This window comes from Chromobacterium sp. IIBBL 290-4, assembly GCF_024207115.1.
Lineage (GTDB): Bacteria > Pseudomonadota > Gammaproteobacteria > Burkholderiales > Chromobacteriaceae > Chromobacterium.
Map to the genome: position 1 here is coordinate 2,272,348 of NZ_CP100128.1, position 25,234 is coordinate 2,297,581.

Below are 25,234 nucleotides of genomic sequence, written 5' to 3' on the forward strand. Positions count from 1 at the left end.
AGCGGGTGATGCGCGATCTACTGTGGTGGAGCTGGGGATTTCCCGCGCAGCTATGCAGCAGTCTGCTGCAGCAAGAGCGCTGTCAGCGGCAATATTGGCGTTCCAGCCTGTTTTACGGCGCGCGCGTATGCCTGAGCCCTGCGCCCTTGCCGGATAAGTTGGCGCGCCTGTCTCGACGCGGCTGCGCCGACGGCATCTCTCTTTGGCATGACAGCTGCCCGGCGGGTTTCGAGTTGCTGCGGCAGACATGCGCCCACCTGGACGCCGATGGGAGGAGCCTGGCATGGCAGCATTGTCTGACGCGTTGCCAGCGGATTTGCCAGGACAGTCTGGTTGAGCTGGGGCGCGCGTGGTCGCATTGCTGATCCCGGCGCTAGCCGTTGCGTCGGCCGCTGAGGGATAATCGCTCTTTTTCGTGGAGCGCGACGTGGCCAATTCCTTCAAATTGGGCGAATCTCAGCTGCACTATCTGGCGCCGCGGCTGCAGGCCTATATGAACGAACAGCTGGGCGTGGAGCTAGGCGGTTTCGACGCGCGTTTTCTGCTGGATTTCCTCGCGGAAGAGCTTGGGCGCGAAATCTACAACAAGGCGCTGCAAGACGCGCAGGCCGCGCTGGCGGCCAGAATGGAAAGCCTGCAAGCGGCGATTTGGGAGCTGGAGCAGTAAGAGATGGCATGTTCGGACTGACCATGCAGTTCAATTGCGGTTACAATCGACCATCCTATCTTTTCATGCTGTCGTACCGATGCTCTATCTGCGTTTGATGATAAAAGGTTTTCTATTGGCGGTGCTGGCGGTGGCGCTTGGCTTCGCGTGGATAGCCTGGAGCATTGCCGATTACGGCAACGATGCTGACGAACCCAATGCCGACGCGGCGCTGGTGCTGGGCGCCGCGGCTTGGGGCAACAAGCCCTCGCCGGTGTTCCGCGAGCGCATCAACCATGCGGTCAAGCTGTACCAGGGCGGCAAGGTGCGCTGGATCGTCTTCACCGGGGGCACGCCGGAGCCGGGTTATCCGGCCGAGGCCGATGTGGGGCGCGAGTTCGCCGCCAAGCTGGGGGTGCCGATGACGGCGATGCTGGCGGAGAACCAATCGCGCACCACTTGGCAGAATCTGTCGAACTCCCGCGATCTGGGCAATCAGTTCGGCATCCATTCCTATTTATTGGTCAGCGACCCCTTGCACATGCGCCGCGCGGTGCTGATGGCCAACGATCTGGGCCTGCGCGCCTATCCCGCGCCGACGCAGTCCAGCCGCTTCAAAACCTTTTCCAACTGGTCGCGTTTTCTGGCGCGCGAGACCTGGCTGTATGTCGGTTATCGGGTGTTCCGCCAGCTTTCCTGAGAATTGTGGATAATTTCTGAATTTATCAAAATCTGTGGATAAAACAAAAGCCGGCGTTTGCCGGCTTTTTTGCGTCGAACGGGATCGCTTGGATCAGGCCGCGTGCCACAGGTCGATCAGTTCGCTGGCTTGCAGCGACTTCACTTCCGGACGGCTTTCCAGCCAGGCGACCAGATCGCCGCGCAGCGTCTCGTCGATCTGCACGCCGCTGATCGGGAAGGCCACGCCTTCCAGGCGATTCTTGCCGTCGAAATGGCCGCCGAAGCTGATGCCGGCTTCGTCGAAACGGGTCAGCCAGCCGTCCAGCAGCGCGTCGGCATCGGCCGCGTCATGCAGTTCGGCGATCAGGTGGAAGCCCAGTTCGCGGAATTCGCCGACGCGCATTTTCTTGCGCTGGCGGGCGTTCAGGCGTTTCAGGCGTTGGGCGGAGTTCGGGTTGCGCGGGAGAGCCATGGTGAATCCTTAGTTCTTCAAATCGGGCGATCATAGCAGGTTTTTGCTGGCGTTCCGGTTAAGATGATCTGGAGAAGCCGCGTCATGCGCGCGAACGGGACCAGACGGGAGCCAACCGGATGCAGATTTACACCATAGACGATTTTCGGCCCATGCCCTGGGCCAATGGCGGCGGCGAGACGCTGGAGCTGTTTAGGTTGCCGCATCCGCGCCGCCAGGACGCTTTCGCCCTCAGGCTGTCGGTAGCGGATGTCAGGCAGAGCGGGCCTTTTTCGCATTTTGCCGGCGTGGACAGGCAGTTGGGCCTGCTGGAGGGCGCCGGCATGGAGCTGGCGCTGGCGGATGGCCGCGTTTTGCGTCTGGACCAGGCTGGCCAAGTCGTGGCGTTTACCGGCGAAATCGACATAGCCTGCCGCTTGCTGGATGGCCCGCTGCGCGATTGCAATCTGATGTTGGCGCGGGACTGGGGACGAGGCGAGTTGAGCCATGCGGCCTGCGAGGCAGGCGAAATCCTGGAGTGGGAAGCCTGCGATCTGAGCCTGATCTATCTGCATCAGGGGCGCTGGTCTGCAGAGGGCGGCGAGTTGCCGAAAGAATGTTTGTTGCTGGCGGAACAGGAAACCGTCCGTTTAGAGGCCTTAAGCGCGGCCGCCTATTGGCGAGCGGACGTGACGCTTCATTCCGCAGCCTGAAGAACAAAGCCGGCCGCGAGGGCCGGCTTTGTCGCAGAGGGGGAGAGCGTCATAGCCCCAGCTCGCTCCACAGCGCGTCTACCCGCTGTTTGACGGCATCGTCCATCACGATGGGCGTGCCCCATTCGCGGTTGGTTTCGCCCGGCATCTTGTTGGTGGCGTCCAGCCCCATCTTGCCGCCCAGGCCGGAGATCGGGCTGGCGAAGTCCAGGTAGTCGATAGGCGTGTGGTCGATCAGGGTGGTGTCGCGCACCGGGTCCATGCGGGTGGTGATCGCCCAGATCACTTCCTTCCAGTCGCGGGTATTGACGTCGTCGTCCACCACCACGATGAACTTGGTGTACATGAACTGGCGCAGGAAGCTCCAGCAGCCCATCATCACCCGCTTGGCGTGGCCGGGATACTGCTTCTTGATGCTGACGATGGCCATGCGGTAGCTGCAGCCTTCCGGCGGCAGGTAGAAGTCCACGATCTCCGGAAACTGCTTCTGCAGAATCGGCACGAACACCTCGTTCAGCGCCACGCCCAAAATGGCCGGCTCATCCGGCGGCTTGCCGGTGTAGGTGCTGTGGTAGATGGCATTTTCGCGCATGGTGATGCGATCTATGGTCAGCACCGGGAAGCTGTCCTGCTCGTTGTAATAACCGGTGTGATCGCCGTAGGGGCCTTCCATCGCCATATCGTTGGGGTGGATGTGGCCTTCCAGCACGATTTCCGCGCGCGCAGGCACTTGCAGGTCCGATCCCAGACATTTCACCAGCTCGGTGCGGCTGCCGCGCAATAGGCCGGCGAACTGGTACTCGGACAACGTGTCCGGCACTGGCGTCACCGCGCCCAGTATCGTTGCCGGGTCGCAGCCCAGCACCACCGCAACCGGATAGGGGGCGTCCGGGTTCTGCTGGCGGAATTCGCGGTAATCCAGCGCGCCGCCGCGGTGGGCCAGCCAGCGCATGATCACGCGGTTCTTGCCTATCACCTGCTGGCGGTAAATGCCGAGATTCTGCCGTTTCTTGTTCGGCCCGCGCGTGACGGTTAGGCCCCAGGTAATCAACGGCGCTACATCGCCCGGCCAGCAATGCTGAATGGGTAATTTTTCCAGATCGACTGCCGCGCCTTCCCAGACGATGTCCTGGCAGGGCGCTTTTTTGACTTCTTTGGGCGCCATGGACAGCACCTGCTTCAGCAGCGGCAGCTTGTCCCAGGCATCCTTCAGGCCCTTGGGCGGTTCCGGCTCTTTCAGATAGGCCAAGGTCTTGCCTATCTCTCTGAGTTGCATCACATCTTCGGCGCCCATACCCATCGCCACCCGCTCGGGCGTGCCGAACAGATTGGCCAAAACCGGGAAGCCATAGGTCTTGCCATCATGGCTCGCTTGCTCGAACAGCAAGGCGGGGCCGCCGGCTTTCAATACCCGGTCGCCGATTTCGGTCATTTCCAGATGCGGCGAGACCGGCGTCCTGATGCGCTTCAGCAGTTGTTTTTCTTCTAGTTGGGAGATGAATTCCCGGAGATCGGCATATTTCATGATTGTTTCATGATCTGGCGCAAAGTTGGAATAAGGGGGCTTGGCTAATCTGCCTTCGGAGGTCGCACGCTACTGCCGGCGGGGGAAGCTGTCAACGCTGGGAGCGCATCAGGCGGCAAATTTTTGTATGTAATGGAGAACAGAACATGAAGAAGCTCGCACTCGCCGCCATGATCGGCATGATTTCCGCCAGCGCGTTTGCCGCCCAAGGCGACATTCTGGCTCGTTTCCGCCTGATCGACGTGGATCCGTCCGCCAGCTGGAGCAATTCCGGCGCGCTGCCTGGCTTGTCTGTGGATGCCAAGAGTTCGGTTGCACCTGAATTAGATTTCACCTACATGATCACCAACAATATCGGCGCGGAGCTGATTCTGGGCACTTCCCGGCACAAGATCACCGCCAATGGCGCGGATATCGGCAAAGTCTCGGTGTTGCCGCCGACGGTGACGCTGCAATACCATTTCGCGCCTGAGGCTACGTTCCGTCCCTATGTCGGCGCAGGTCTGAACTACACCCGTTTTTATGATAATGGTTTGAATGCAGGCGGTTCCACTCCGCTGAATGTGAAGAACAACAGCTTTGGCCCGGCGCTGCAAGCTGGCGCGGATATCGCCATCAACAAGAGCTGGTTCTTCAACGTCGATGTGAAGAAACTGTGGGTGCAGACCGATGTGACCGTCGCGTCGAATGGCGCCAAACTGGGCACTCTGCACGTAGATCCGTGGGTCTTCGGCGTGGGCATCGGCACCAAGTTCTGATTCGGATCCAAAAGGATAGCCAGGACGCCTGCGGGCGTCCTTTTTTATTTTCTGGAAAGGGAAATTCTGAATATTGAAATGCTGTTGACATTTATTGCGAAGCGGCGAATGCTGGGATGTGAAGCAAACGCCTGTATGGCGCAATGCGCTTGGCTTTGAACATTCGCACGCCGGGCGTGGCATATTCTGCCAAGCCTCAGTCCCGCTTAGGGCGGCAAAGCTGGCTGGGAAGTTGGCGCAAAGATTGTTCTAGATATATTTGTTGTCAAAATACATCATTTTTGATGACAAAAAAAATTGATTTTTCATGCGCTCCACCTACATGTTTCGCTCTTTTTTCCATTGAAAAGAGCAACTTATCCCGAATAAATCTGTCCGGATTCGATAGGTGGGGAAAAATGCGCTGAGGTCTTGAATTTACTAGGGATTTCGGCGGCCCCGAAAACGGTTTTTTTGTTAAAATGGCGCCCTTTTTCGTGGCGGGGAAGATCAATGGCTCTCCTGGAAATCAAAAATGTGGTCAAACGCTTCGGCGACTTCACGGCTGTCAACGACGTCAGCCTGTCGGTCGAAGCGGGCGAGTTCTTCACCCTGCTGGGACCTTCCGGCTGCGGCAAGACCACCTTGCTGCGCATGCTGGCCGGTTTCGAGCAGCCTGACGCGGGCCAGATCCTGCTGGATGGCAAGGACATGTCGCAGGTGGCGCCGGAGAAGCGCCCGGTGCATACCGTGTTCCAGAGCTATGCCTTGTTCCCGCACATGACGGTGCGCGAGAACATCGCTTTCCCGCTGAAAATGGCTAAATGGGATAAGGCCAAGATCAATGCCCAGGTGGACGAGTTGTTGGAGGACGTGCGCCTGACTCAGTTTGGCAGCCGTTATCCGCATGAAATGTCCGGCGGCCAGCGCCAGCGCGTGGCCATCGCCCGCGCCCTGGTGGATAGGCCCCGCCTGTTGTTGCTGGACGAGCCCTTGTCCGCGCTCGACGCCAAGCTGCGCGAGGAAATGCAGATCGAGCTGATCAACCTGCAAAAAGAAGTGGGCATCACCTTTGTCTATGTCACCCATGATCAGGGCGAGGCGCTGGCGCTGTCGCACCGCATCGCGGTGATGAGCCACGGCAAGGTGGAGCAGTTGGATGCGCCGGAAAAGCTGTACAGCTTCCCGAAGAACCGTTTCGTCGCCGACTTCCTCGGCCAGTGCAATGTGCTGGACGGCGTGGTCAAGGCGCTGCATGGCGATACCATGACAGTGGCGATCAAGGGCTGCGGCGACGTGAAGTGCCAGGCTGTGGCCGGCGTCAAGGAAGGCCAGCAAGGCTGGCTGGCGCTGCGTCCGGAAAAAGTGAAGCTGGACAAGGAATTGCCGGACCTGCCGGACGAGGCCTATTTCAAGGGCCGCGTGCACGATTGCCTGTATCTGGGCGACGTGACCCTGTATGTAGTGGAAGTGGCCGACGGCGTGATGGTGGAGGCGATGCAAGCCAACAATATTCCCGGCGTCGCCAAGTTCTTCGATAGCGGCGATATCGTCGAAATCGCCTGGCGCTTCGACGCCGGCAGCTTCCTGACGGAGTAAGCGATGGCCATCCGTGATCGTTTCGGCAAGTGGGCGCTGTCCTGGCCCCCCTTGCTGTACTTGGTATTGTTCTTCCTGATTCCGTCGCTGATCATGCTGGTGGCCGCGTTCCGCCAGCCCGGCGACTACGGCGGCCTGGCGCCTATCTTCACCATTGAAGACGGCCAGCGCGTCTGGCAGCTGACGCTGGACAATTTCCACCGCCTGGTGGAAGAGCCGCTCTACCTCGAGCTGTTCGTCAAGTCGGCCGGCTATGCGCTGACCACCACCGTGGTGTGCCTGCTGATGGCTTATCCGCTGGCCTGGCTGATCGCCCGCTCCGGCAAGAAGTACCGCGACCTGATGCTGCTGTTGGTGATCCTGCCGTTCTGGTCCAATTTCCTGATCCGCATCTACGCCTGGATGATCATTCTCGGTCCGCAGTCGGCGCTGACCAAGGCGCTGAACACGGTGTTGACGGCGCTGGGCTTCGAGCCGGTGCGCCTGCTGTTCACCTCGTTCGCGGTGATCGTCGGCCTGGTGTATGTGCATCTGCCCTTCATGGTGCTGCCGCTGTACGCCAATCTGGAAAAGCACGACATGGCCTTGCTGGACGCGGCGCAGGATCTGGGCGCCAACGCCTGGCAGCGCTTCTGGCGCGTGACCTGGCCGCTGAGCCTGCCCGGCGTGTTCGCCGGCTCGGCGCTGGTGTTCATCCCGGCGCTGGGCATGTTCGCCATTCCAGACATCCTGGGCGGCACCGAGTCCATCATGATAGGCAATCTGATCAAGCAGCAGATTCTGGATACCCGCGACTGGCCGTTTGGCTCGGTGCTGTCCATCATGCTGACCGGCGGCGTGTTACTGATCGCTGCCTTGGGGGCCGTGGTGGCCAGAAGGGGGAAGGGCCGTGGCTAAGAAACAATCCAAATGGCTGTGGGCTTCCGCTTCGCTCACTTATCTATTCCTGTACCTGCCGCTGATCATCGTGGTGTTGTACTCCTTCAACGATTCGCGCCTGAACGCCGAATGGGTGGGCTTCACGCTCAAGTGGTACCAGAAGCTGTTCCATAACGAGAAAATGCTGACCGCGGCCGGCAACTCGCTGCTTATCGGCATCATCGCCAGCTTCTTCTCCACCATTCTGGGCACGCTGGCCGGCATCGCGCTGCATCGCTACAAGCTCAAGCTGCTGCCTTTCCTGGTGCTGACGCCTATCGCCATTCCGGAATTGCTGATGGGCGTGTCGCTGGTGATCTTCTTCGTCATCGTCAATCAGCTGATCGGCATTCTGGAGCTGGGCTTCATCACTATTCTGCTGTCGCACATCGCCTTCTGCATAGGCTTCGTCGCCATCGTGGTGCGGGCGCGGATGCAGGGCATGGACGACAGCCTGGTGGAAGCGGCGCGCGATCTGGGTGCCACGCCGTTCCAGGCTTTCCGTCTGATCACGCTGCCGGTGATCAAGCCCGGCATCATCGCCGGCGCCTTGATGGCCTTCACCTTGTCCATCGATGACTTCGTGATCACCTTCTTCACCGCCGGCGCCGGGGCCAGCATGTTGCCGCTGGAAATCTATTCGATGATCAAGATTTCGGTGACGCCGGAAGTGAACGCGGTATCCAGCTTGTTGATGCTGCTGACGCTGGCTTTGATCGTCATCGCGTCCAAGGTCTCGCCCAGCGCGCTGCGGGCAAACAGTTAAAGGGTGGAGGTTGCCACCCGGCCGAAAGGCCGAATGGGCGGCAAGTTTGTGTTGCGATGCAATATGATCTTGCCGTCGCCGCCGGGGCTGGACGGCTCTGAGGGGATGCCGTCCGGTTTGTAGCAATACTCACATGCTGTGCAATACAAAGGAAACAAGATGAAGAAGATTCTCGCCGTGATGGCATTGGCAGCCTCGACCCAGGCATTTGCCGCCGAAGAGCTGCATCTCTACAACTGGAACAACTATCTGTCCGAAACCGCGGCCAAGAACTTCGAAGCCTACTGCAAGTGCAAACTGGTGCAGGATTACTACGGCGACAACGAAGAGCTGTTGGCCAAGCTGGCCGCCGGCGCCAAGGGCTACGACATCGTGGTGCCGACCGGTTTCGCGGTGGAGGCGCTGATCAAGCAAGGCAAGACGCAGCCGCTGGACAAGGCGCAGCTGCCTAACTTCAAGAACCTGAACCCGGGTTATCTGAACAGCTTCTTCGACAAGGGCAACAAGTTCTCCGCGCCGTACGCCTTCACCACCACGCTGATCGGCTACAACGAAACCAAGATCAAGCAGCTGGGCCTGGGCGACAAGGTCAACACCTGGGCGCTGATTTTTGATCCGGCGCTGCTGTCCAAGGTCAAGGGCAAGGTTACCGTATTGGATTCGCAGCGCGAGCTGGTGTCCGCCGCGCTGATGTATCTGGGCAAGCCGGCCAACTCCACCAATCCGGCTGACTGGAAAGCCGCCAAGGACGTGATCCTGAAAGCCAAGCCGTACTGGGCCGCTTTCAATAACCAGTCCTATATCAAGGAGCTGACGGTCGGCAACATCTATGTCGCCTTCGGCTACTCCAACGATATGTACCAGGCGCAGCAAGATGCCAAGAAGGCCAAGCGCGCCTTCGCGCTGAACTTCAGCCTGCAGAAGGAAGGCAATACCTTGTCGCTGGATAACTTCGTGGTGCTGAAGGACGCCCCGCGCAAGGATCTGGCCTACAAGTTCATCAACTTCATGCTGGATGGCAAGAACGCCGCCGGTCTGACCAACGAGATGGGCAACGGCAACCCGAATGCTGCCGCCGGCAAGTTCATCAAGACCGAACTGACCAAGATCCCAGGCATCCTGCCGACCGCCCAGGATCTGCCGCGCCTGCAGCAGCTGCATGATCTGAACGCCAAAGACCGCCGCGAGCTGAACAAGGTCTGGTCCGAAATCAAGCTGAAGTAAGCTGCGCCGCTTGTTAAATGAAAAGCCGGGAGAAATCCCGGCTTTTTCTATAGATATCGACGGCAGGCTCAGCTTAGATTGAGGCGCTGCAGTTGCGCAATCTTGTCTATCCGGTAATCCACATGGGCGGGCTTGCGCGCTTCCTGGCTGACCCAGACCGTGGTCATGCCCATTTCCTTTGCGGTGAGCAGATTGGGCAGCGAGTCTTCCACCATGATGCAGCGGGCAGGATCAAGCCCCTCCTTGCTCAGCACTGTCTGGAAGGCATGCAGATGGGGCTTGGGAATATAGTTGAGCCGCTCCACGCCATAGATGGATTCGAAATGATGCTGGATGCGCATCTTGTCCAGAATCCCTTCCACATAATGTTGCGGCCCGTTGGACAGAATGATCTTGCGGCCGGGCAACGCGCTCAGGCTCTCGGCCAGCCGCTCTTCGAATTGCAGCCATTGAGCCAGCACTTCCAGAGGGTGGGTCTCAATCAGGAAGTGCTGCGGATCGATGCCATGGTTGGTGGACAAGCCATGCATGGTCGCGCCGTATTGCGCCCAGTAGCGGGAGCGCAGCGCGGTGGCCTCCTCTTCATTGATGTTGAGGTGGCGCATCATATAGCGGGTCATCAGCAGATTGATGTGGGCGAAGATGCCGCCGCTGGCATGGTGCAGGGTGTCGTCGAGATCGAAAATCCAGGTTTTATGACTCACGGTAAGGCCAAATCTGCCAAAAGGTGGGCTGACGATTATCCAGCGACTGCGGTTTGCCGGCTAGGGGAGAGGCTTCAGTAAAATTCTTTGACTTCAGTTTCTTTACAAATCAGTAGCTTGTCGCGCTTGTGCGCAGAAAGTTCATTTTTTCTCGCAAAAGGTGTTGACGACCCCAAGGCTCGGGCGTATAGTTCGCCTCCTCAGCTGACGCAGCGAACGAAACAGCGGAAACGAAACGGTTTCCGAGGTGACGAAAACTGCACCGGCACTGCTCTTTAACAGAACGAATAACCGATAGGTGTAAGTGCTTGGTGAAAGCCAAATACTTGCACTGCAAGAGACAAGAGATACTTGTTTATTTCTTTGAACTTGCGTGCCAGAAAATTTGCTATGAGATTGAACTGAAGAGTTTGATCCTGGCTCAGATTGAACGCTGGCGGCATGCTTTACACATGCAAGTCGAACGGTAACAGGGTGCTTGCACCGCTGACGAGTGGCGAACGGGTGAGTAATGCATCGGAATGTACCGTGTAATGGGGGATAGCTCGGCGAAAGCCGGATTAATACCGCATACGCCCTGAGGGGGAAAGCGGGGGATCGAAAGACCTCGCGTTATACGAGCAGCCGATGTCTGATTAGCTAGTTGGTGAGGTAAGAGCTCACCAAGGCGACGATCAGTAGCGGGTCTGAGAGGATGATCCGCCACACTGGGACTGAGACACGGCCCAGACTCCTACGGGAGGCAGCAGTGGGGAATTTTGGACAATGGGCGCAAGCCTGATCCAGCCATGCCGCGTGTCTGAAGAAGGCCTTCGGGTTGTAAAGGACTTTTGTCAGGGAGGAAATCCCGCTGGTTAATACCTGGCGGGGATGACAGTACCTGAAGAATAAGCACCGGCTAACTACGTGCCAGCAGCCGCGGTAATACGTAGGGTGCAAGCGTTAATCGGAATTACTGGGCGTAAAGCGTGCGCAGGCGGTTGTGCAAGTCTGATGTGAAAGCCCCGGGCTCAACCTGGGAACGGCATTGGAGACTGCACGACTAGAGTGCGTCAGAGGGGGGTAGAATTCCACGTGTAGCAGTGAAATGCGTAGAGATGTGGAGGAATACCGATGGCGAAGGCAGCCCCCTGGGATGACACTGACGCTCATGCACGAAAGCGTGGGGAGCAAACAGGATTAGATACCCTGGTAGTCCACGCCCTAAACGATGTCAACTAGCTGTTGGGGGTTTGAATCCTTGGTAGCGTAGCTAACGCGTGAAGTTGACCGCCTGGGGAGTACGGCCGCAAGGTTAAAACTCAAAGGAATTGACGGGGACCCGCACAAGCGGTGGATGATGTGGATTAATTCGATGCAACGCGAAAAACCTTACCTGCTCTTGACATGTAACGAACTTGGTAGAGATATCTTGGTGCCCGAAAGGGAGCGTTAACACAGGTGCTGCATGGCTGTCGTCAGCTCGTGTCGTGAGATGTTGGGTTAAGTCCCGCAACGAGCGCAACCCTTGTCATTAGTTGCCATCATTTAGTTGGGCACTCTAATGAGACTGCCGGTGACAAGCCGGAGGAAGGTGGGGATGACGTCAAGTCCTCATGGCCCTTATGAGCAGGGCTTCACACGTCATACAATGGTCGGTACAGAGGGTTGCCAAGCCGCGAGGTGGAGCTAATCTCAGAAAACCGATCGTAGTCCGGATCGCACTCTGCAACTCGAGTGCGTGAAGTCGGAATCGCTAGTAATCGCAGATCAGCATGCTGCGGTGAATACGTTCCCGGGTCTTGTACACACCGCCCGTCACACCATGGGAGTGAGTTTCACCAGAAGTGGGTAGGCTAACCGTAAGGAGGCCGCTTACCACGGTGGGATTCATGACTGGGGTGAAGTCGTAACAAGGTAGCCGTAGGGGAACCTGCGGCTGGATCACCTCCTTTCTAGAGAAGGCGATTGCCAAGTACTTACAGCCTATCGGTTATTTGTGTTAAGGGCATTGAGGTTGTGGAGTCCACGATCTCTAAAGTCAACTGGGTTTGTAGCTCAGCTGGTTAGAGCACTGTGTTGATAACGCAGGGGTCGTAGGTTCGAGTCCTACCAGACCCACCATTTGACCTGTTTGGGGGATTAGCTCAGTTGGGAGAGCACCTGCTTTGCAAGCAGGGGGTCGTCGGTTCGATCCCGTCATCCTCCACCACTCCAGTGCAAACATAATCACTCTTGAGAGAGTGTGATTTTGTTTGCGTTGAAAATACGCCCGATCTTTAACAAACTGAAGAAGCCGAATATATATAGACGGCGAGATGAAAACATGGAGTTAACTCTTCATGTCGACAGATCGTCATCTTGGGTATTTGATTGTATCTAAGGCTGCGTCGCCATATCAAAAGGGGCGGTGCAGTCGTCGCACAAACACTCTCTATTGTCGCAGTAATTTAGGTTACTGAAATGATAGGGTCAAGCGACTAAGTGCATCTGGTGGATGCCTTGGCGATCATAGGCGATGAAGGACGTGTAAGCCTGCGAAAAGCGCGGGGGAGCTGGCAATAGAGCTTTGATCCCGCGATGTCCGAATGGGGAAACCCACCGTTTAGGCGGTATCCCAGACTGAATACATAGGTCTGCGGAGGCGAACTCAGCGAACTGAAACATCTAAGTAGCTGAAGGAAAAGAAATCAACCGAGATTCCGTAAGTAGTGGCGAGCGAACGCGGAACAGCCTGTATGTGTTATGAGTTGCGTTAGTGGAAGGTTCATGGAAAGGACCGCCGTAGTGGGTGATAGCCCCGTACACGAAAACGCATCGCAAGAACTAGGCATACGACAAGTAGGGCGGGACACGAGAAATCCTGTCTGAAGATGGGGGGACCATCCTCCAAGGCTAAATACTCATGATCGACCGATAGTGAACCAGTACCGTGAGGGAAAGGCGAAAAGAACCCCGGGAGGGGAGTGAAATAGAACCTGAAACCGGATGCATACAAACAGTGGGAGCGGACTTGTTCCGTGACTGCGTACCTTTTGTATAATGGGTCAGCGACTTACATTCAGTGGCAAGCTTAACCGAATAGGGGAGGCGTAGGGAAACCGAGTCCGAATAGGGCGTCTTAGTCGCTGGGTGTAGACCCGAAACCGAGTGATCTATCCATGGCCAGGATGAAGGTGCGGTAACACGCACTGGAGGTCCGAACCCACTAGTGTTGCAAAACTAGGGGATGAGCTGTGGATAGGGGTGAAAGGCTAAACAAACTCGGAGATAGCTGGTTCTCCCCGAAAACTATTTAGGTAGTGCGTCAAGTATCACTTCCGGGGGTAAAGCACTGTTATGGCTAGGGGGTCATTGCGATTTACCAAACCATGGCAAACTCTGAATACCGGAAAGTGCGAGCTTGGCAGACAGACAGTGGGTGCTAACGTCCATTGTCAAGAGGGAAACAACCCAGACCGCCAGCTAAGGTCCCAAATGATCAGTTAAGTGGTAAACGAAGTGGGAAGGCCTAGACAGCCAGGATGTTGGCTTAGAAGCAGCCATCATTTAAAGAAAGCGTAATAGCTCACTGGTCGAGTCGTCCTGCGCGGAAGATGTAACGGGGCTCAAACTGATAACCGAAGCTGCGGATGGGCGCGTAAGCGTCCGTGGTAGGGGAGCGTTCTGTAGGTCTGTGAAGGTGTGTCGAGAGGCATGCTGGAGATATCAGAAGTGCGAATGCTGACATGAGTAGCGATAAAGCGGGTGAAAAGCCCGCTCGCCGAAAGCCCAAGGTTTCCTACGCAACGTTCATCGGCGTAGGGTGAGTCGGCCCCTAAGGCGAGGCTGAAAAGCGTAGTCGATGGGAAACGGGTTAAAATTCCCGTACTTTTGTGTAGTGCGATGTGGGGACGGAGAAGGTTAGGTCAGCAGACTGTTGGAATAGTCTGTTCAAGCCGGTAGGCGTGAGGGGTAGGCAAATCCGCCCTTCTTTAACGCCGAGAAGTGATAACGAGGGTCTACGGACCTGAAGTGACTGATACCACGCTTCCAGGAAAAGCCACTAAGCTTCAGCTACACAAGAACCGTACCGCAAACCGACACAGGTGGGCAGGATGAGAATTCTAAGGCGCTTGAGAGAACTCAGGAGAAGGAACTCGGCAAATTGATACCGTAACTTCGGGAGAAGGTATGCCTGTTGGGGTGTAGTGATTTACTCACGAAGCTTTGACAGGTCGCAGAGAATAGGTGGCTGCGACTGTTTAACAAAAACACAGCACTGTGCCAACACGAAAGTGGACGTATACGGTGTGACGCCTGCCCGGTGCCGGAAGGTTAAGTGATGGGGTGCAAGCTCTTGATCGAAGCCCCGGTAAACGGCGGCCGTAACTATAACGGTCCTAAGGTAGCGAAATTCCTTGTCGGGTAAGTTCCGACCCGCACGAATGGCGTAACGATGGCCACACTGTCTCCTCCTGAGACTCAGCGAAGTTGAAGTGTTTGTGAAGATGCAATCTCCCCGCTGCTAGACGGAAAGACCCCGTGAACCTTTACTGTAGCTTTGCATTGGACTTTGAACAGACTTGTGTAGGATAGGTGGGAGGCTTTGAAGCCAGGACGCTAGTTCTGGTGGAGCCGTCCTTGAAATACCACCCTGGTGTGTTTGAGGTTCTAACCTTGGTCCGTGATCCGGATTGGGGACAGTGCATGGTAGGCAGTTTGACTGGGGCGGTCTCCTCCCAAAGTGTAACGGAGGAGTTCGAAGGTTACCTAGGTACGGTCGGAAATCGTGCTGATAGTGCAATGGCAAAAGGTAGCTTAACTGCGAGACCGACAAGTCGAGCAGGTGCGAAAGCAGGACATAGTGATCCGGTGGTTCTGAATGGAAGGGCCATCGCTCAACGGATAAAAGGTACTCCGGGGATAACAGGCTGATACCGCCCAAGAGTTCACATCGACGGCGGTGTTTGGCACCTCGATGTCGGCTCATCACATCCTGGGGCTGTAGCCGGTCCCAAGGGTATGGCTGTTCGCCATTTAAAGTGGTACGTGAGCTGGGTTCAAAACGTCGTGAGACAGTTTGGTCCCTATCTGCAGTGGGCGTTGGAAGTTTGACGGGGGCTGCTCCTAGTACGAGAGGACCGGAGTGGACGCACCTCTGGTGTACCGGTTGTGACGCCAGTCGCATCGCCGGGTAGCTAAGTGCGGAAGAGATAACCGCTGAAAGCATCTAAGCGGGAAACTTGCCTGAAGATGAGACTTCCCTGGAGGCTTGACCTCCCTGAAGAGTCGTTCGAGACCAGGACGTTGATAGGTCGGGTGTGGAAGCGCTGTGAGGCGTGAAGCTAACCGATACTAATTGCTCGTGAGGCTTGATCCTATCATTTGAGTGGCTTAGCGTACGGATCTTGGATTCGTATGATACTGAGCGACGAGATAGAGTGTGTGCGACACAATTAAATACCGAATATTCAGAATCAGAGAGCTTCTCTGGTTCAGGCTTCTTTAAGTTTGTACAAGTTTATGTCTGGTGGCCTTAGCGAGATGGTCCCACGCCTTCCCATCCCGAACAGGACCGTGAAACATCTTAGCGCCGATGATAGTGTGGCCTTGGCCATGTGAAAGTAGGACACCGCCAGACGCCCCATTCGAAGCCCAGCTCAATCGAGCTGGGCTTTGTGCATTAGCGCGCCGGAAGCGCGATGCCTGCCATGCCATTCTCGACGTGCCCGACGCTTGCCCAACAAAAAGCCCCGCTGATCCAGCGGGGCTTTGGCGCTTCAGTTTCGAACGTTTTGGGCAAGCAGCTCTTGCCATTCCTCTTCATTCCATACCCTCACGCCATTTTCTTCCAGCAGGGCAGCGGTGACGCCTTGCCCTGAGCGCAAGGTCTTTTCAAAGTTGCCATTGTAGATTTGGCGATTGCCGCAGGAGGGGCTGTTGGCCTTCAGCAGCGCGGCATGGCAGCCATGCTGTTGCGCGATGGCTAGCGTCTGCTCCGCGCCGGATATAAAGGCCAGGCTGATGTCTTCGCCTGCGGCGGTTTTGACTCGCGCTTGCCGTTTCAATACTTGGCAACCGCTGCCGCCGCTTATCTCGGCTGGCGGACGCGGAGTGGGGAGGCCGCCCAGGCATTCCGGACAGACTGGAATCAGTTCGAAAGCTTGTTGCAACGCCGCCCATTTCGTCTCTGGCATGGGTTTGGATTGGCCATCATAGCGGACGGGCTGGCCAAGCAGACAGGCGCTGATCAAAAGCTTGGTTTGTTTCATTTCAACCGTGTTTCCAATAGTTGGGCCAGCGTTTGCGTAGCGGGAAGAATGCGCTCATCGGGCACGCCCGCATAGCCCAAGACTAAGCCATTTCGGTCCGGCGCGCTCTGGTAGTGCCTGGCCAAAGGTCTTAGCCATAAGCCTTGCTGCGCCGCGGCCAGTTGCAACTCCCATTCATCGAAGTGTTTGGGCAAGCTGGCAAGCAAGTGCATGCCGGCGCCGCCGCCTGATAGCGGCAAGGAATCGCCCAGCAGGCTCTGAACGGCATGTCGCAACAACTGTTGGCGGCGCGCATAGATTTCCCGCATGGCGCGGATATGATGCGCGAAATGGCCGCGTTCGATAAAGTCCGCCAAGGCGGCTTGCTGCAGATAATGGGTCTCTCCGTGCAATCTGGCCTGGCATTGCCGAAATGGCTCGACTAATTCCGGCGGCAATACCAGATACCCCAGTTTGAGCGCGGGAAACATTACTTTGCTGAAGGTGCCGAGATAGATCACGCGGTTATCTTGATCCAGGCTTTGCAAGGCGGCCAATGGATTGGCTGAATGGCAGAATTCGCCATCGTAATCATCTTCGATGATCCAGCAATCGTGTTGCCGCGCCAAGTTGAGCCATGCTACCCGGCGAGATAGGCTCATGACTGCGCCGGTAGGATATTGGTGGGCCGGCGTGGCATAGATCAGGCGAGGAGTCGGCGCTCTGCTTGGAAGCGCCATGCCCTCCTCATCTACGGCTATGGGATGACTGATCAGTCCGGATTCCAGCATGGCGGCTTGGGCGCCGGCATAGCCAGGTTCCTCCAGCCACACGGCGTCGCCGGCATCGGCCAGCAATTTTGCGATGAGGGCAAGGCCGGCTTGGCTGCCGCTGGTAATCAATATTTGTTCCGGCTTGCATTGGACCGAGCGGGTCAGGAATAAATATTCGGCCAGAGCGTGGCGCAGCGCGGGCAGTCCGCCTTCACGCTGATAGTGCATCCATTCTTGCGGCGCGGTCCGTTGGCTGCGCGACAGGCACTTTTGCCATTGTTCGATGGGAAATAGCGCCAGATCTGGCTGGCCAGGAATGAAGGCGCCCATCTTGTTATGGGGAAGCCTGCTGGCTTCATGCAGGCTTGCGCCGCGGCGGGAAAGGGGGCGGCGCGGCGCTCTGAGCGCGCTTGGCGCCCGTGTCGCCGCAAAGGCCTGGCAGACATAGGTGCCGGAGCCGTGCCGGCTTTCCAGATAACCCTCGGCGCTGAGTTGCTCATAGGCGGCCAGCACGGTATTGCGGCCTAGTTTCAGCTCCTCGGCCAGCTGTCGGCTGGCCGGGATGGCGCTGCCGGCTTGCAATCGGCCATGCCGTATCAACTCCTTCAAAAGGCGATACAGTTGGCGCGACAGATTTTCAGTCAGCTTGCGCTGCAGCTTGGGTTTCAGGAAGGCGGAAAGCCAGTCTTGATTCAAAGTGGTTCCATTCGATTTTCAAATGTGGCGCTTTTTGATGGACATGCTCAGGCGTAGGATAACAGCATTTCCAGCGCAAGGAGCGATAGCATGATCAGTCAGGAAGCATTTTACGCAGCCAAGCTGGCGTATGAGATTGATGCGGCGGATGTGGCCTACGCCTTGTCGGAGGGCGATGCAAGCCTGGTGTTGGTGGATGCGCGCAGCGCCGAGGCCTATGCGCATGAAACCATTCCCGGCGCCCTCAGCCTGCCTCATCGCTTGATGGCCGCGGACAGCACGGCGCACTTGTCGCGAGAACTGACCTATGTGACTTTTTGCGACGGCATAGGCTGCAATGGCTCAACCAAAGGGGCGTTGAATCTGACGCGGCTGGGCTTCAAGGTGAAGGAACTGCAAGGCGGCATCGATTGGTGGAAGCGCGACGGCTACGCTACCACCCGCGATGCCGGTTGCGGCAAGGAGGTATGCGATGTTTGCTGATTGGAAACAACTGGTCCAGCCCGGGGAAATGAATGCGGCTGGACAGATGGTCGGTCTGCCCGTTCCTGGCTGGAGTGGCGCGCAGCGGCCGGAGCGAGTTGCGCTGGATGGCGCTGCTTGTCGAGTGGAGCCGCTGGATATGTCCAGGCATGGCGCGCAGTTATATGGTGCTTTGCACCAGTTGCCCGGCGGCGCCAACTGGACCTATCTCAGCCACGGCCCGTTTTCTCAGCAGGAATGGCTGGCCTGGGTAGAGGAAAACGCAAGACTGGACGATCCGCTGTTCTATGCGATTGTGGATAAGCGCGATGGCGTGGCGATAGGTTTGTGCAGCTATCTGCGCATCGCACCGGCGGACGGCAGCATTGAAGTCGGTTTTCTTAACTTCTCTCCGCGCTTGCAGCGCAGCCGCCTGGCGACGGAGGCGATGTATCTGATGATGCGCCACGCTTTCGAACTAGGCTACCGCCGCTACGAGTGGAAATGCGACGCGCAGAACGCGCCTTCGGTCAAAGCCGCCTTGCGCCTAGGTTTCACATTTGAGGGGCTGTTCCGCCAGGCGCGCACCAATAAAGGCCGCAATCGCGATACGGCTTGGTTCTCCATTCTGGATCATGAGTGGCCGGCGCGGCGGCAGGCCTTGGAAGCTTGGTTGCGCGATGATAATTTCGATGCGGCAGGATGCCAGCGCCACAGCTTGGCGCAGATTGTCGCTTCTCTGTCCTGAAATCCGACACTAGGCTTCAAGGCGATGTGTTGCGGCGCTACAATAGATGGCTGTAAACGTAGATAGTGTCGCCTGATGAAATCTTTGCCGCGCAATGCCCGAGTGAGGGGCGAGCCCTTTTTGCCCAACCGCTTCATTTTTGGTGACGCGGTGGATGATCAGGGCCTGGAAAACACCGAGTACTTGGTGCATACCGAGTCTCCCGCCTTTGTTTGCCGTCTGATCGGCAACGACGATACCGACTTCCCCGGCCGGGAGAAGGAAGACCTCGCCAGCGCCATGCTGTATGACGAGGAAGAGAGCCTGACCGTCTATGTTTGCAATCTGCGTTTGCGGCTGTTCGATTTCAATTTTTACGATGAGGTCGAGCCCAGCGTGGGCGAGCTGCAGGATATCTGCGACGAGGCGATGCGCGTGTATCAGCAATTGCACAAGGCTTATGCCGAGCGCGACGCCTCCGGCCCGCCGCCGCGGGAAATGCGTTCAGGCCCCACCAAGCCGCTGCCGCCGGGGGAGCGCCAGCAGGCGATCAGCAAGCTGGTGGACCAGGCGCGGCAAGCGGTGGGCAAGCCGGTAGAGGAAATGCAGCTGGGAGCAGCGGTGCAGTTGGCGTTGTTGCAAGGCGACCAGGCGGTGTTCACCGAATCGCAGCTGCAACTGGTGTCCGAACCCGCCGCGCGTCAGCTGCTGGTGAATCGCGCGCGCGACGCTGTCGCCTTCCCCGAAGTGTTCCGCAAAGACGGCACGGTGGTGTCCTTCGAGCTATGGGCTTTGCCGTTAGCCTTCACGCGCGCCCAGGGCGGCGTGTGGTGGCACTTCCCGCGTTTGGAGCAGTTGGAGGTGGCGCTGGCCGATGCGCTGGAGGTGCCGGAGAAGTCCATCTTGTGGATTTCGCCGACGCTGTTCACCGTGGACATGTTGAATGAGCGCGGCTGCCAGGATTTGGTGCAGCTGGCGCCGGTGATGGATGCGGGCTGCGATTTCGCGCCGCTGGATCCGGAAGCTTCGCGCGCCACCTATGAGGCCGCCCGCAAAACCCAGGATCCGCAGCTGGTGATGTCCTGGATTCCTTTCCTGGTCGAACGCGGCGCTTTGCCCATGGATAAGGCGAGAAAGCTGGCGCGGCGCGCGCTGGATGCGTCGATGCCTTTGGTCCAGCAGGCCATCGCGGCGGAAATGGAATACGGCGAGGCGGAGCTGTTCGCGCCGCTGCCGTGGTGGGAAGCCTTGAACAGCGGCATGCGCGCCTGGAACCGCAAGCGGCTGGGCGTGTCGGTCGCCTTGTTGGCGGCCACTCAGGGCGGCATCGAGAAGTTGGAAGCCATTGCCGAATACCAGCCGGAAATCCAGGGCTTCGAAGTGGCGCTGCGCGTGAAGGGCAGCGAAGAGATCGCATCCCGCGTGCCCTGGCTGCTGGTGCCGGATGTAGCGCCGGACAAGGATGCCGCTTGGCGCGATCTGTCGGACTGCCTGAAAGAGGCTGGCATGCCGCTGTCGCAAAGCGTGGCGCGCTTGCATTGAGGCGAAGGTGTTGTCTAAGCGAGAAAAGGGGCCGTCTGGCCCCTTTTGCTTGATGCCTACTTCTGCCAGTAGGTTTTGATGTTGACGAACTCATATAGCCCGAACTCAGACAGCTCGCGGCCATAGCCCGATGCCTTGACGCCGCCGAAAGGCAATCTCAAGTCGGAACTGGTATGGCGGTTGATGAAGACGCTGCCGGCCTCGATCTGCCGGGCTAAGGTCCAGGCGCGCTCCTGGTCTGCGCTATAAATGCTGGCGCCCAGGCCGAAGGGCGTGTCGTTGGCGATGCGAATGGCGTCGGCTTCGTCTGTCGCGCGCAGAATGCTGGCGACCGGGCCGAACACTTCCTCATGGTAGACGCGGCAAGCCGGATTCACGTGGTCCAGCACGGTTGCGGGGTAGAAGAAGCCCGGCGTATGCGGCATCTGGCCGCCCAGGCGCAGCGTCGCGCCGTTCTGGCAGGCATCCAGCACTTGGGCGTGCAGCGCTTCGCGCAAGTCCGCGCGGGTGAGCGGCGACAGCGTGGTGGCCGGATTGCGCGGGTCGCCGGAGCGCAGCGCCGCCGCCTCTTGGCAGAAGGCGTCGACAAAGGCGTCTGCGATCTCCGGCACGACAATCATGCGCTTGGCGGCATTGCAGCTCTGTCCGGCGTCGCGAAAGCGCGAATTCGCGGCATCGCGCGCGGCGGCGGCGACATCGGCGTCTTTCAAGACGATGAATGGATTGCTGCCGCCTAATTCCAGCACGGTCTTCTTCAAATGCTTGCCTGCCAGCGAGGCGATGACGCGGCCGGTTTGCGTCGAGCCGGTGAAGGCGACGGCATCGCTCGCGCGGATGGCATTCTCTACCAGGTCGGGCGTTATCCACGCCATATCCAGCACTTTCAAGCCGGTCTGATGGGCGATGTCGAGCAGCAACTGGCTGCTTTGCGGCACGGAAGGGGCGGGCTTCACCAGGCAGGCATTGCCAGCCATCAGGGCGGGAATGGCGAAGCGCAATACCTGCCAGACGGGATAATTCCAGGGCATGACCGCCAGCACCAAGCCCAAGGCTTCGAAGGCGACGCCGCTGCGGCTGGCCTGAGTGGGAATGTGCAGCGCTTGGAGCAATTCCGGTGCCAGCTCGGCGTAGTAGCGGATCAGCTGCACCGACTTGTCAATTTCCGCTAAGCATTCCGCCGTGCGCTTTCCCACCTCCTGGGTGACGAGATCGGCAAGTTGCGCCCTGTGGGCCGCTAAATGATCCGCTAGCCTCAGCAGGCTTTCTGCCCGGCGTTCGACCGATAGCGATGCCCAGGCGCTTTGCGCCTCGCGGAGCTGCCGCAGCGAAGCGCTCAGCGGGACTTCCGTCCAGGCGGTTCTGGTATAGGAGACATCACCGGTATTGGGGTCGCAACTGATAAAAGCGGACATGTTCAGGAATGGGGAGATGACTAAATGTCAGTTATTTTAACCTTTGCGGAGCGGATGGGCGCAAATGGGTGAAGATTGTTTGATATGCCAAAACAGCAGTTCAAGAACGCGCCAGGCGTGGCTTGCGCTGGATGCGCGCGCGGCAGACGGCTGTTTACTCGTTGATGACCAAGGCCGGGCTCAGCGCAAGATGCATGCCCAGCACGATCGCATGCGTGCGGTTATTGGCGTTAAGCTTTCGTATGACGTTGGCGACGTGGAATTTAACCGTTCTTTCGCTGATGTCTAGGATGGTGGCGATTTCCCAATTGGTTTTGCCGCGGCTCATCCAGTGGAAAATATCATATTCTCGTTGCGACAGCGGCATGTTGCCCGGGGAGGCTGGCGGGAGGTTGGCAACGCGCACCGCGGCTTGATGCAAGTGCGGCGTCAGGCTGTTCAGCATGGAGATCAAGGTTGCGTTGCGGCCGGATTCTCGGCCGGCTAGGCATAAAATGCTGCCCAGACGGTTGCGCTCAGAGGCGGCGCTGAAGGTCACGCCGTTGGCCATGCCATGATGAGTGGCCTCGGCGATGAAGCGTTTCTCATTTTCTCCCTTCGCCCTGCTGAAACGATCTTCCCAGATGACGGGGCCTTGTCCCAGGTGCAGGCGCAGCACCGGGTCGTGTTGCGCGTAGTTTTCGTTGATGTATTGATCCAGCCACTCGGCGGGGTAGCTGACGTTGATTATCCTCTCAAGCCTTTGCAGCTGGTTCTGGCTGTTCAAGCGGCCCAACGCCAGCAATAAGCGTTCAGCGGTGGCTGGGGCCAGGACTTGCTCCAGAAAGGCTTTCAGCTCTTGTTCTGTCTCGATGTGTCCCACCAAGTGGATCCATTCCAACAAGGTCCACTGCTGCGACGAGGTCAGGCCGGTCGGGAGCGGTCGAGCATTGATGGTTTTATTGATCGCCATATGAGGGATTCCTTGAGGAGGATATGCATGGGTTGCATAGTAACGCACATGCTGGGCGCATGTAAGAATTCCGCCAGCAAATGCATAGTGCATTGTTGTTTTTTTTGCATAAATTATACCTAAGACCAATCGAAATAGATCCTAGGAAAAATACTGATAATTCATCAGCTTGTTTTCGTGGCGATCATTTGTTACAAGTTGTTACGTGGATGCTGATTGAAATTGTTTGACTTTTTACTGTCTGTTCTTGCTATTGTTGCTATTTTAAATAAGTGCTTACTTTAGCGTGAAGTTGTTTGATTCTTCTGCTAAGGGCCTGCCGGATTTGTGGCGCAAGCTCAAGGAATTCAGGCTAAGTTGTAAGCAATAACTAACAAATGCTGGCACCGCGGCGCTTTAAAGCGCATAATTGGAAAGCATAAAACATATAACAGTATCCTGGAGCCTCCGCTTGGAGAGCCAGGTGTGGTGGGGAAGTGGGATCGACAGGCGGCGTGAGCAGAAAACTGAGCAAAATTTAAATTTAAATATATCCTTCAATATTGAACAGGGTTCGTGTAAGCTTTTTTAAGAAAAACAACACAATCCTGGTGATGGGATTAAGGCTGCTTGCTGGCGCCGTTCATGGCTGAGCCAGCATGGCCCGTTCAGGAATCGTTCCGCTTATGGATACCTTAAAAGCACTTATGGTCTTCATGACCACGGCTGAAAACGGCAGTTTTTCCGATGCCGCCCGCAAGCTCGGCGTATCGCCGGCAGCCATCAGCCAAAGCATCGCTCGTTTGGAGCAAGAGCTTGAAGTCCGCCTGTTCAACCGGACGACGCGGCAATTGACCTTGACCGAAGATGGACGCCGTTTCTACGCCCAGTGCCGCGGGCCGGTCAACAATCTGGACTCCGCGATCAACCAGCTGAAGGCTAGCCGCGATGAGCCGGCAGGCCATTTGCGGGTCAGCATGCCCAATTCCTTTGGCCGGCGCTTCATTCTCCCCATCATGGGCGAATTCTGTGAGCGCTATCCCAAAGTACGGGTGTTTTTCGGTCTGGATGACCATTTCAGCGATCTGATCGAAGACGGCTATGATGTCGGCGTGCGCACCGGCATGATGCCGGACAGCCGGATGGTAGCGCGCAATCTGGCGCAGATGCCGCTTTACGTGGTGGCTTCGCCCGAGTATTGGGACAGGCATGGCCGTCCGACCTCGCCGGAAGAGTTGTCAGGCTACGACTGCATCAATTTCCAGTTCCCGACTTCGGGCCGTTTGTTCAAGTGGGAGTTCGACCGCAAAGGTGAGCGCATTCCGTTGGAAGTGAATGGCACTTACACGCTGAACGATATGGAAGCCGTGGCCGAGTTGGCCAGGCTGGGCATGGGCGTGGCGCAGCTTCCCGGCCATGAGGTGGTGAATTTGATCCGCAGCGGCGAGCTGGAACCGGTGCTGACCGATATGGTATCGCTGGAGCGCTCCATCTATATCTGTTTCCCGCACCGCGATCATATCGCGCCGCGCACCCGCGTTTTCGTCGATTACGTGGTGGAAAAGCTGTCCGATCATCCGGACATCCTCTGCGATCTGCCGGGGCTGGATTTGTCCGCCAAGCGCAGCGCGATCCTGCAAGGCGCGCTGTAAAACAGGAAAGCATGATCGAAAAGCCGGCTTCAGCCGGCTTTTTTGTATGGCGTCGTCGAAAACGCCGCTTCGCCGTGGAGTTCGCCCAGCGCGCGATTGCGGCCGCTCTGTTTGGCGGCGTAGAGGTAGGAGTCGGCTCGATGGACCAGGCTGTCCGGCGTGTCGTCGTCGCGGTAGGTGGCGACGCCTATGCTGGCTGTGACTTGCGCGACCGGAACAAAACAGGTCGCCGCCAACATTCTCAGGATATCGTCGGCAAACGATAAGGCGCCTTCCTGGCTGGTTTCCGGGCAGATGACGATGAACTCCTCGCCGCCCCAGCGCGCCACGGTATCCAGTTGGCGGGCCCGGTGTTGCAGCACCTGGCCGAAGTTGTGCAATACCTGATCGCCGATCAAGTGCCCATGCTGGTCATTGATGCTCTTGAAGTGGTCCAGATCGATCAATAGCACGGAATAGGCGCGCCCCGAGCGCAGGCTGCGCTCGGTTTCCTTTAGCAGCATGCGATTGCCGCGGCGGCGGTTGGCCAGGCCGGTGACATCGTCGCGCTCGGCCTGGCGGTGCAAAGCCTTGAGCAGGACCCTGGCCTCGCGCAAGCGCCGGACGGCGAAAACCGACATTGAAATCGCCAGCGTGAAACTGAGCAACATGAGCTCGTCCATCTGCGATTCCGGATGGTGGTGGAACCAGGCATCCAGCTTCTCGAAGAGGTCCAGATCGCTGAAGAGCCAGAAGCTGGCGAGATTGATCAGCAGGATGACGGCCAGCTCCATCCAGATCCGTCGCTTGCTGTACGGCCAATGTTTCATGATGCCCCTGCGCGATGCCAGCCTAGTTTCTTGCTAGCCCATCGCGGCTATCGG

At 57.7% G+C, this 25,234-nt stretch carries 21 protein-coding genes, 2 tRNA genes and 3 rRNA genes; 18 read left to right on the forward strand and 8 right to left on the reverse strand.

From position 1 onward, the window contains the following. The first annotated feature begins 8 nt into the window (after positions 1-8). From NKT35_RS10445 to NKT35_RS10455, 3 genes are all read left to right on the forward strand, one after another. Positions 9-365, forward strand: a complete 357-nt coding sequence (locus tag NKT35_RS10445) for a hypothetical protein (RefSeq protein WP_254301023.1) — start codon at positions 9-11, stop codon at positions 363-365. A gap of 62 nt (positions 366-427) precedes the next feature. Next, the gene (locus tag NKT35_RS10450; RefSeq protein WP_254301024.1) at positions 428-667 is read left to right on the forward strand and encodes a DUF2164 family protein; all 240 of its coding nucleotides are present in this window, start codon (positions 428-430) and stop codon (positions 665-667) included. A 97-nt stretch (positions 668-764) separates the two neighbouring features. Continuing rightward, complete coding sequence (locus tag NKT35_RS10455) at positions 765-1,346, forward strand: YdcF family protein (RefSeq protein ID WP_254301025.1); 582 nt, start codon at positions 765-767, stop codon at positions 1,344-1,346. Between the two features lie 93 nt (positions 1,347-1,439). Here the strand turns inward: NKT35_RS10455 and NKT35_RS10460 are convergent, their stop codons facing one another. Then, the gene (locus NKT35_RS10460; protein ID WP_254301026.1) at positions 1,440-1,799 is read right to left on the reverse strand and encodes a 50S ribosome-binding protein YggL; all 360 of its coding nucleotides are present in this window, start codon (positions 1,797-1,799) and stop codon (positions 1,440-1,442) included. Between the two features lie 119 nt (positions 1,800-1,918). Between NKT35_RS10460 and NKT35_RS10465 the strand changes: the two genes are divergently transcribed. Next, positions 1,919-2,491: a HutD/Ves family protein gene (locus tag NKT35_RS10465; RefSeq protein WP_254301027.1), complete on the forward strand. Its 573-nt coding sequence runs from the start codon at positions 1,919-1,921 to the stop codon at positions 2,489-2,491. 49 nt (positions 2,492-2,540) lie between these two features. Here NKT35_RS10465 and ubiD read toward each other — a convergent pair whose 3' ends face one another. Continuing rightward, complete coding sequence (gene ubiD, locus NKT35_RS10470) at positions 2,541-4,016, reverse strand: 4-hydroxy-3-polyprenylbenzoate decarboxylase (RefSeq protein ID WP_254301028.1); 1,476 nt, start codon at positions 4,014-4,016, stop codon at positions 2,541-2,543. Positions 4,017-4,162: 146 nt separating this feature from the next. Here ubiD and NKT35_RS10475 point away from each other — a divergent pair, with 146 nt between their 5' ends. From NKT35_RS10475 to NKT35_RS10495, 5 genes are all read left to right on the forward strand, one after another. Then, positions 4,163-4,774 (forward strand): OmpW/AlkL family protein, encoded by a 612-nt coding sequence (locus NKT35_RS10475; protein WP_254301029.1) that lies wholly within the window; start codon positions 4,163-4,165, stop codon positions 4,772-4,774. A gap of 492 nt (positions 4,775-5,266) precedes the next feature. Then, a complete protein-coding gene (locus NKT35_RS10480; RefSeq protein ID WP_254301030.1) occupies positions 5,267-6,352 on the forward strand; it encodes an ABC transporter ATP-binding protein in 1,086 nt (361 codons plus the stop codon). Positions 6,353-6,355: 3 nt separating this feature from the next. Then, positions 6,356-7,249 (forward strand): ABC transporter permease, encoded by an 894-nt coding sequence (locus tag NKT35_RS10485; protein WP_254301031.1) that lies wholly within the window; start codon positions 6,356-6,358, stop codon positions 7,247-7,249. Next, positions 7,242-8,036 (forward strand): ABC transporter permease, encoded by a 795-nt coding sequence (locus tag NKT35_RS10490; protein ID WP_254301032.1) that lies wholly within the window; start codon positions 7,242-7,244, stop codon positions 8,034-8,036. Before NKT35_RS10485 ends, NKT35_RS10490 begins: the two co-directional genes overlap by 8 nt. A gap of 159 nt (positions 8,037-8,195) precedes the next feature. After that, the gene (locus NKT35_RS10495) at positions 8,196-9,260 is read left to right on the forward strand and encodes an ABC transporter substrate-binding protein (protein WP_254301033.1); all 1,065 of its coding nucleotides are present in this window, start codon (positions 8,196-8,198) and stop codon (positions 9,258-9,260) included. Positions 9,261-9,328: 68 nt separating this feature from the next. On the opposite strand, the gene NKT35_RS10500 is transcribed toward NKT35_RS10495, so the two are convergent. Next, positions 9,329-9,964 carry a pyrimidine 5'-nucleotidase gene (locus NKT35_RS10500; RefSeq protein WP_254301034.1) on the reverse strand — a complete coding sequence of 212 codons (636 nt, stop codon included), beginning with the start codon at positions 9,962-9,964 and terminating at the stop codon, positions 9,329-9,331. Between the two features lie 398 nt (positions 9,965-10,362). Between NKT35_RS10500 and NKT35_RS10505 the strand changes: the two genes are divergently transcribed. The 5 genes from NKT35_RS10505 (at position 10,363) to rrf (ending at position 15,566) form a co-directional block, all read left to right on the forward strand. Then, positions 10,363-11,898 (forward strand): 16S ribosomal RNA (locus tag NKT35_RS10505). Positions 11,899-11,990: 92 nt separating this feature from the next. Then, positions 11,991-12,067 (forward strand) — tRNA-Ile (locus NKT35_RS10510). 12 nt (positions 12,068-12,079) lie between these two features. Next, positions 12,080-12,155, forward strand: a tRNA-Ala gene (locus tag NKT35_RS10515). Positions 12,156-12,413: 258 nt separating this feature from the next. Further along, positions 12,414-15,305, forward strand: a 23S ribosomal RNA gene (locus NKT35_RS10520). 146 nt (positions 15,306-15,451) lie between these two features. Further along, positions 15,452-15,566: ribosomal RNA gene (rrf, locus tag NKT35_RS10525) — 5S ribosomal RNA — on the forward strand. Together the 16S, 23S and 5S rRNA genes with 2 tRNA genes alongside form the textbook arrangement of a ribosomal RNA operon. 139 nt (positions 15,567-15,705) lie before the next feature. On the opposite strand, the gene NKT35_RS10530 is transcribed toward rrf, so the two are convergent. Together NKT35_RS10530 and pdxR are read right to left on the reverse strand one after the other, a co-directional pair. Further along, positions 15,706-16,197, reverse strand: a complete 492-nt coding sequence (locus NKT35_RS10530) for a 2-thiouracil desulfurase family protein (RefSeq protein ID WP_254301035.1) — start codon at positions 16,195-16,197, stop codon at positions 15,706-15,708. Beyond that, complete coding sequence (pdxR, locus tag NKT35_RS10535; protein ID WP_254301036.1) at positions 16,194-17,645, reverse strand: MocR-like pyridoxine biosynthesis transcription factor PdxR; 1,452 nt, start codon at positions 17,643-17,645, stop codon at positions 16,194-16,196. Before pdxR ends, NKT35_RS10530 begins: the two co-directional genes overlap by 4 nt. Positions 17,646-17,735: 90 nt before the next feature. Here pdxR and NKT35_RS10540 point away from each other — a divergent pair, with 90 nt between their 5' ends. The 3 genes from NKT35_RS10540 (at position 17,736) to NKT35_RS10550 (ending at position 20,376) form a co-directional block, all read left to right on the forward strand. Beyond that, positions 17,736-18,128: a rhodanese-like domain-containing protein gene (locus tag NKT35_RS10540; protein WP_254301037.1), complete on the forward strand. Its 393-nt coding sequence runs from the start codon at positions 17,736-17,738 to the stop codon at positions 18,126-18,128. Continuing rightward, complete coding sequence (locus NKT35_RS10545; RefSeq protein WP_254301038.1) at positions 18,118-18,855, forward strand: GNAT family N-acetyltransferase; 738 nt, start codon at positions 18,118-18,120, stop codon at positions 18,853-18,855. Before NKT35_RS10540 ends, NKT35_RS10545 begins: the two co-directional genes overlap by 11 nt. A gap of 75 nt (positions 18,856-18,930) precedes the next feature. Then, on the forward strand, positions 18,931-20,376 hold the full coding sequence (locus tag NKT35_RS10550; protein WP_254301039.1) for a hypothetical protein: 1,446 nt from the start codon (positions 18,931-18,933) through the stop codon (positions 20,374-20,376). Positions 20,377-20,432: 56 nt separating this feature from the next. Here NKT35_RS10550 and NKT35_RS10555 read toward each other — a convergent pair whose 3' ends face one another. Then, the gene (locus NKT35_RS10555) at positions 20,433-21,788 is read right to left on the reverse strand and encodes an aldehyde dehydrogenase family protein (RefSeq protein ID WP_254301040.1); all 1,356 of its coding nucleotides are present in this window, start codon (positions 21,786-21,788) and stop codon (positions 20,433-20,435) included. Positions 21,789-21,942: 154 nt separating this feature from the next. Next, positions 21,943-22,740 (reverse strand): LuxR family transcriptional regulator, encoded by a 798-nt coding sequence (locus NKT35_RS10560; protein ID WP_254301041.1) that lies wholly within the window; start codon positions 22,738-22,740, stop codon positions 21,943-21,945. Between the two features lie 665 nt (positions 22,741-23,405). On the opposite strand from NKT35_RS10560, the gene NKT35_RS10565 reads away from it, so the two are divergent. Beyond that, on the forward strand, positions 23,406-24,371 hold the full coding sequence (locus NKT35_RS10565; protein ID WP_371926481.1) for a LysR family transcriptional regulator: 966 nt from the start codon (positions 23,406-23,408) through the stop codon (positions 24,369-24,371). A 29-nt stretch (positions 24,372-24,400) separates the two neighbouring features. Here NKT35_RS10565 and NKT35_RS10570 read toward each other — a convergent pair whose 3' ends face one another. Beyond that, positions 24,401-25,180, reverse strand: a complete 780-nt coding sequence (locus NKT35_RS10570; protein WP_254301043.1) for a GGDEF domain-containing protein — start codon at positions 25,178-25,180, stop codon at positions 24,401-24,403. Positions 25,181-25,234: the final 54 nt, after the last annotated feature.

Bases quoted from the DNA above. Each gene is read 5' to 3' on its own strand.
- NKT35_RS10445 (WP_254301023.1), top strand. From the start codon at position 9: ATGCGCGATCTACTGTGGTGGAGCTGGGGATTTCCCGCGCAGCTATGC.
- NKT35_RS10455 (WP_254301025.1), top strand. From the start codon at position 765: ATGATAAAAGGTTTTCTATTGGCGGTGCTGGCGGTGGCGCTTGGCTTC.
- NKT35_RS10460 (WP_254301026.1), bottom strand. From the start codon at position 1,799: ATGGCTCTCCCGCGCAACCCGAACTCCGCCCAACGCCTGAAACGCCTG.
- NKT35_RS10465 (WP_254301027.1), top strand. From the start codon at position 1,919: ATGCAGATTTACACCATAGACGATTTTCGGCCCATGCCCTGGGCCAAT.
- ubiD (WP_254301028.1), bottom strand. From the start codon at position 4,016: ATGAAATATGCCGATCTCCGGGAATTCATCTCCCAACTAGAAGAAAAA.
- NKT35_RS10475 (WP_254301029.1), top strand. From the start codon at position 4,163: ATGAAGAAGCTCGCACTCGCCGCCATGATCGGCATGATTTCCGCCAGC.
- NKT35_RS10480 (WP_254301030.1), top strand. From the start codon at position 5,267: ATGGCTCTCCTGGAAATCAAAAATGTGGTCAAACGCTTCGGCGACTTC.
- NKT35_RS10485 (WP_254301031.1), top strand. From the start codon at position 6,356: ATGGCCATCCGTGATCGTTTCGGCAAGTGGGCGCTGTCCTGGCCCCCC.
- NKT35_RS10495 (WP_254301033.1), top strand. From the start codon at position 8,196: ATGAAGAAGATTCTCGCCGTGATGGCATTGGCAGCCTCGACCCAGGCA.
- NKT35_RS10530 (WP_254301035.1), bottom strand. From the start codon at position 16,197: ATGAAACAAACCAAGCTTTTGATCAGCGCCTGTCTGCTTGGCCAGCCC.
- NKT35_RS10540 (WP_254301037.1), top strand. From the start codon at position 17,736: ATGATCAGTCAGGAAGCATTTTACGCAGCCAAGCTGGCGTATGAGATT.
- NKT35_RS10545 (WP_254301038.1), top strand. From the start codon at position 18,118: ATGTTTGCTGATTGGAAACAACTGGTCCAGCCCGGGGAAATGAATGCG.
- NKT35_RS10550 (WP_254301039.1), top strand. From the start codon at position 18,931: ATGAAATCTTTGCCGCGCAATGCCCGAGTGAGGGGCGAGCCCTTTTTG.
- NKT35_RS10555 (WP_254301040.1), bottom strand. From the start codon at position 21,788: ATGTCCGCTTTTATCAGTTGCGACCCCAATACCGGTGATGTCTCCTAT.
- NKT35_RS10560 (WP_254301041.1), bottom strand. From the start codon at position 22,740: ATGGCGATCAATAAAACCATCAATGCTCGACCGCTCCCGACCGGCCTG.
- NKT35_RS10565 (WP_371926481.1), top strand. From the start codon at position 23,406: ATGGATACCTTAAAAGCACTTATGGTCTTCATGACCACGGCTGAAAAC.
- NKT35_RS10570 (WP_254301043.1), bottom strand. From the start codon at position 25,180: ATGAAACATTGGCCGTACAGCAAGCGACGGATCTGGATGGAGCTGGCC.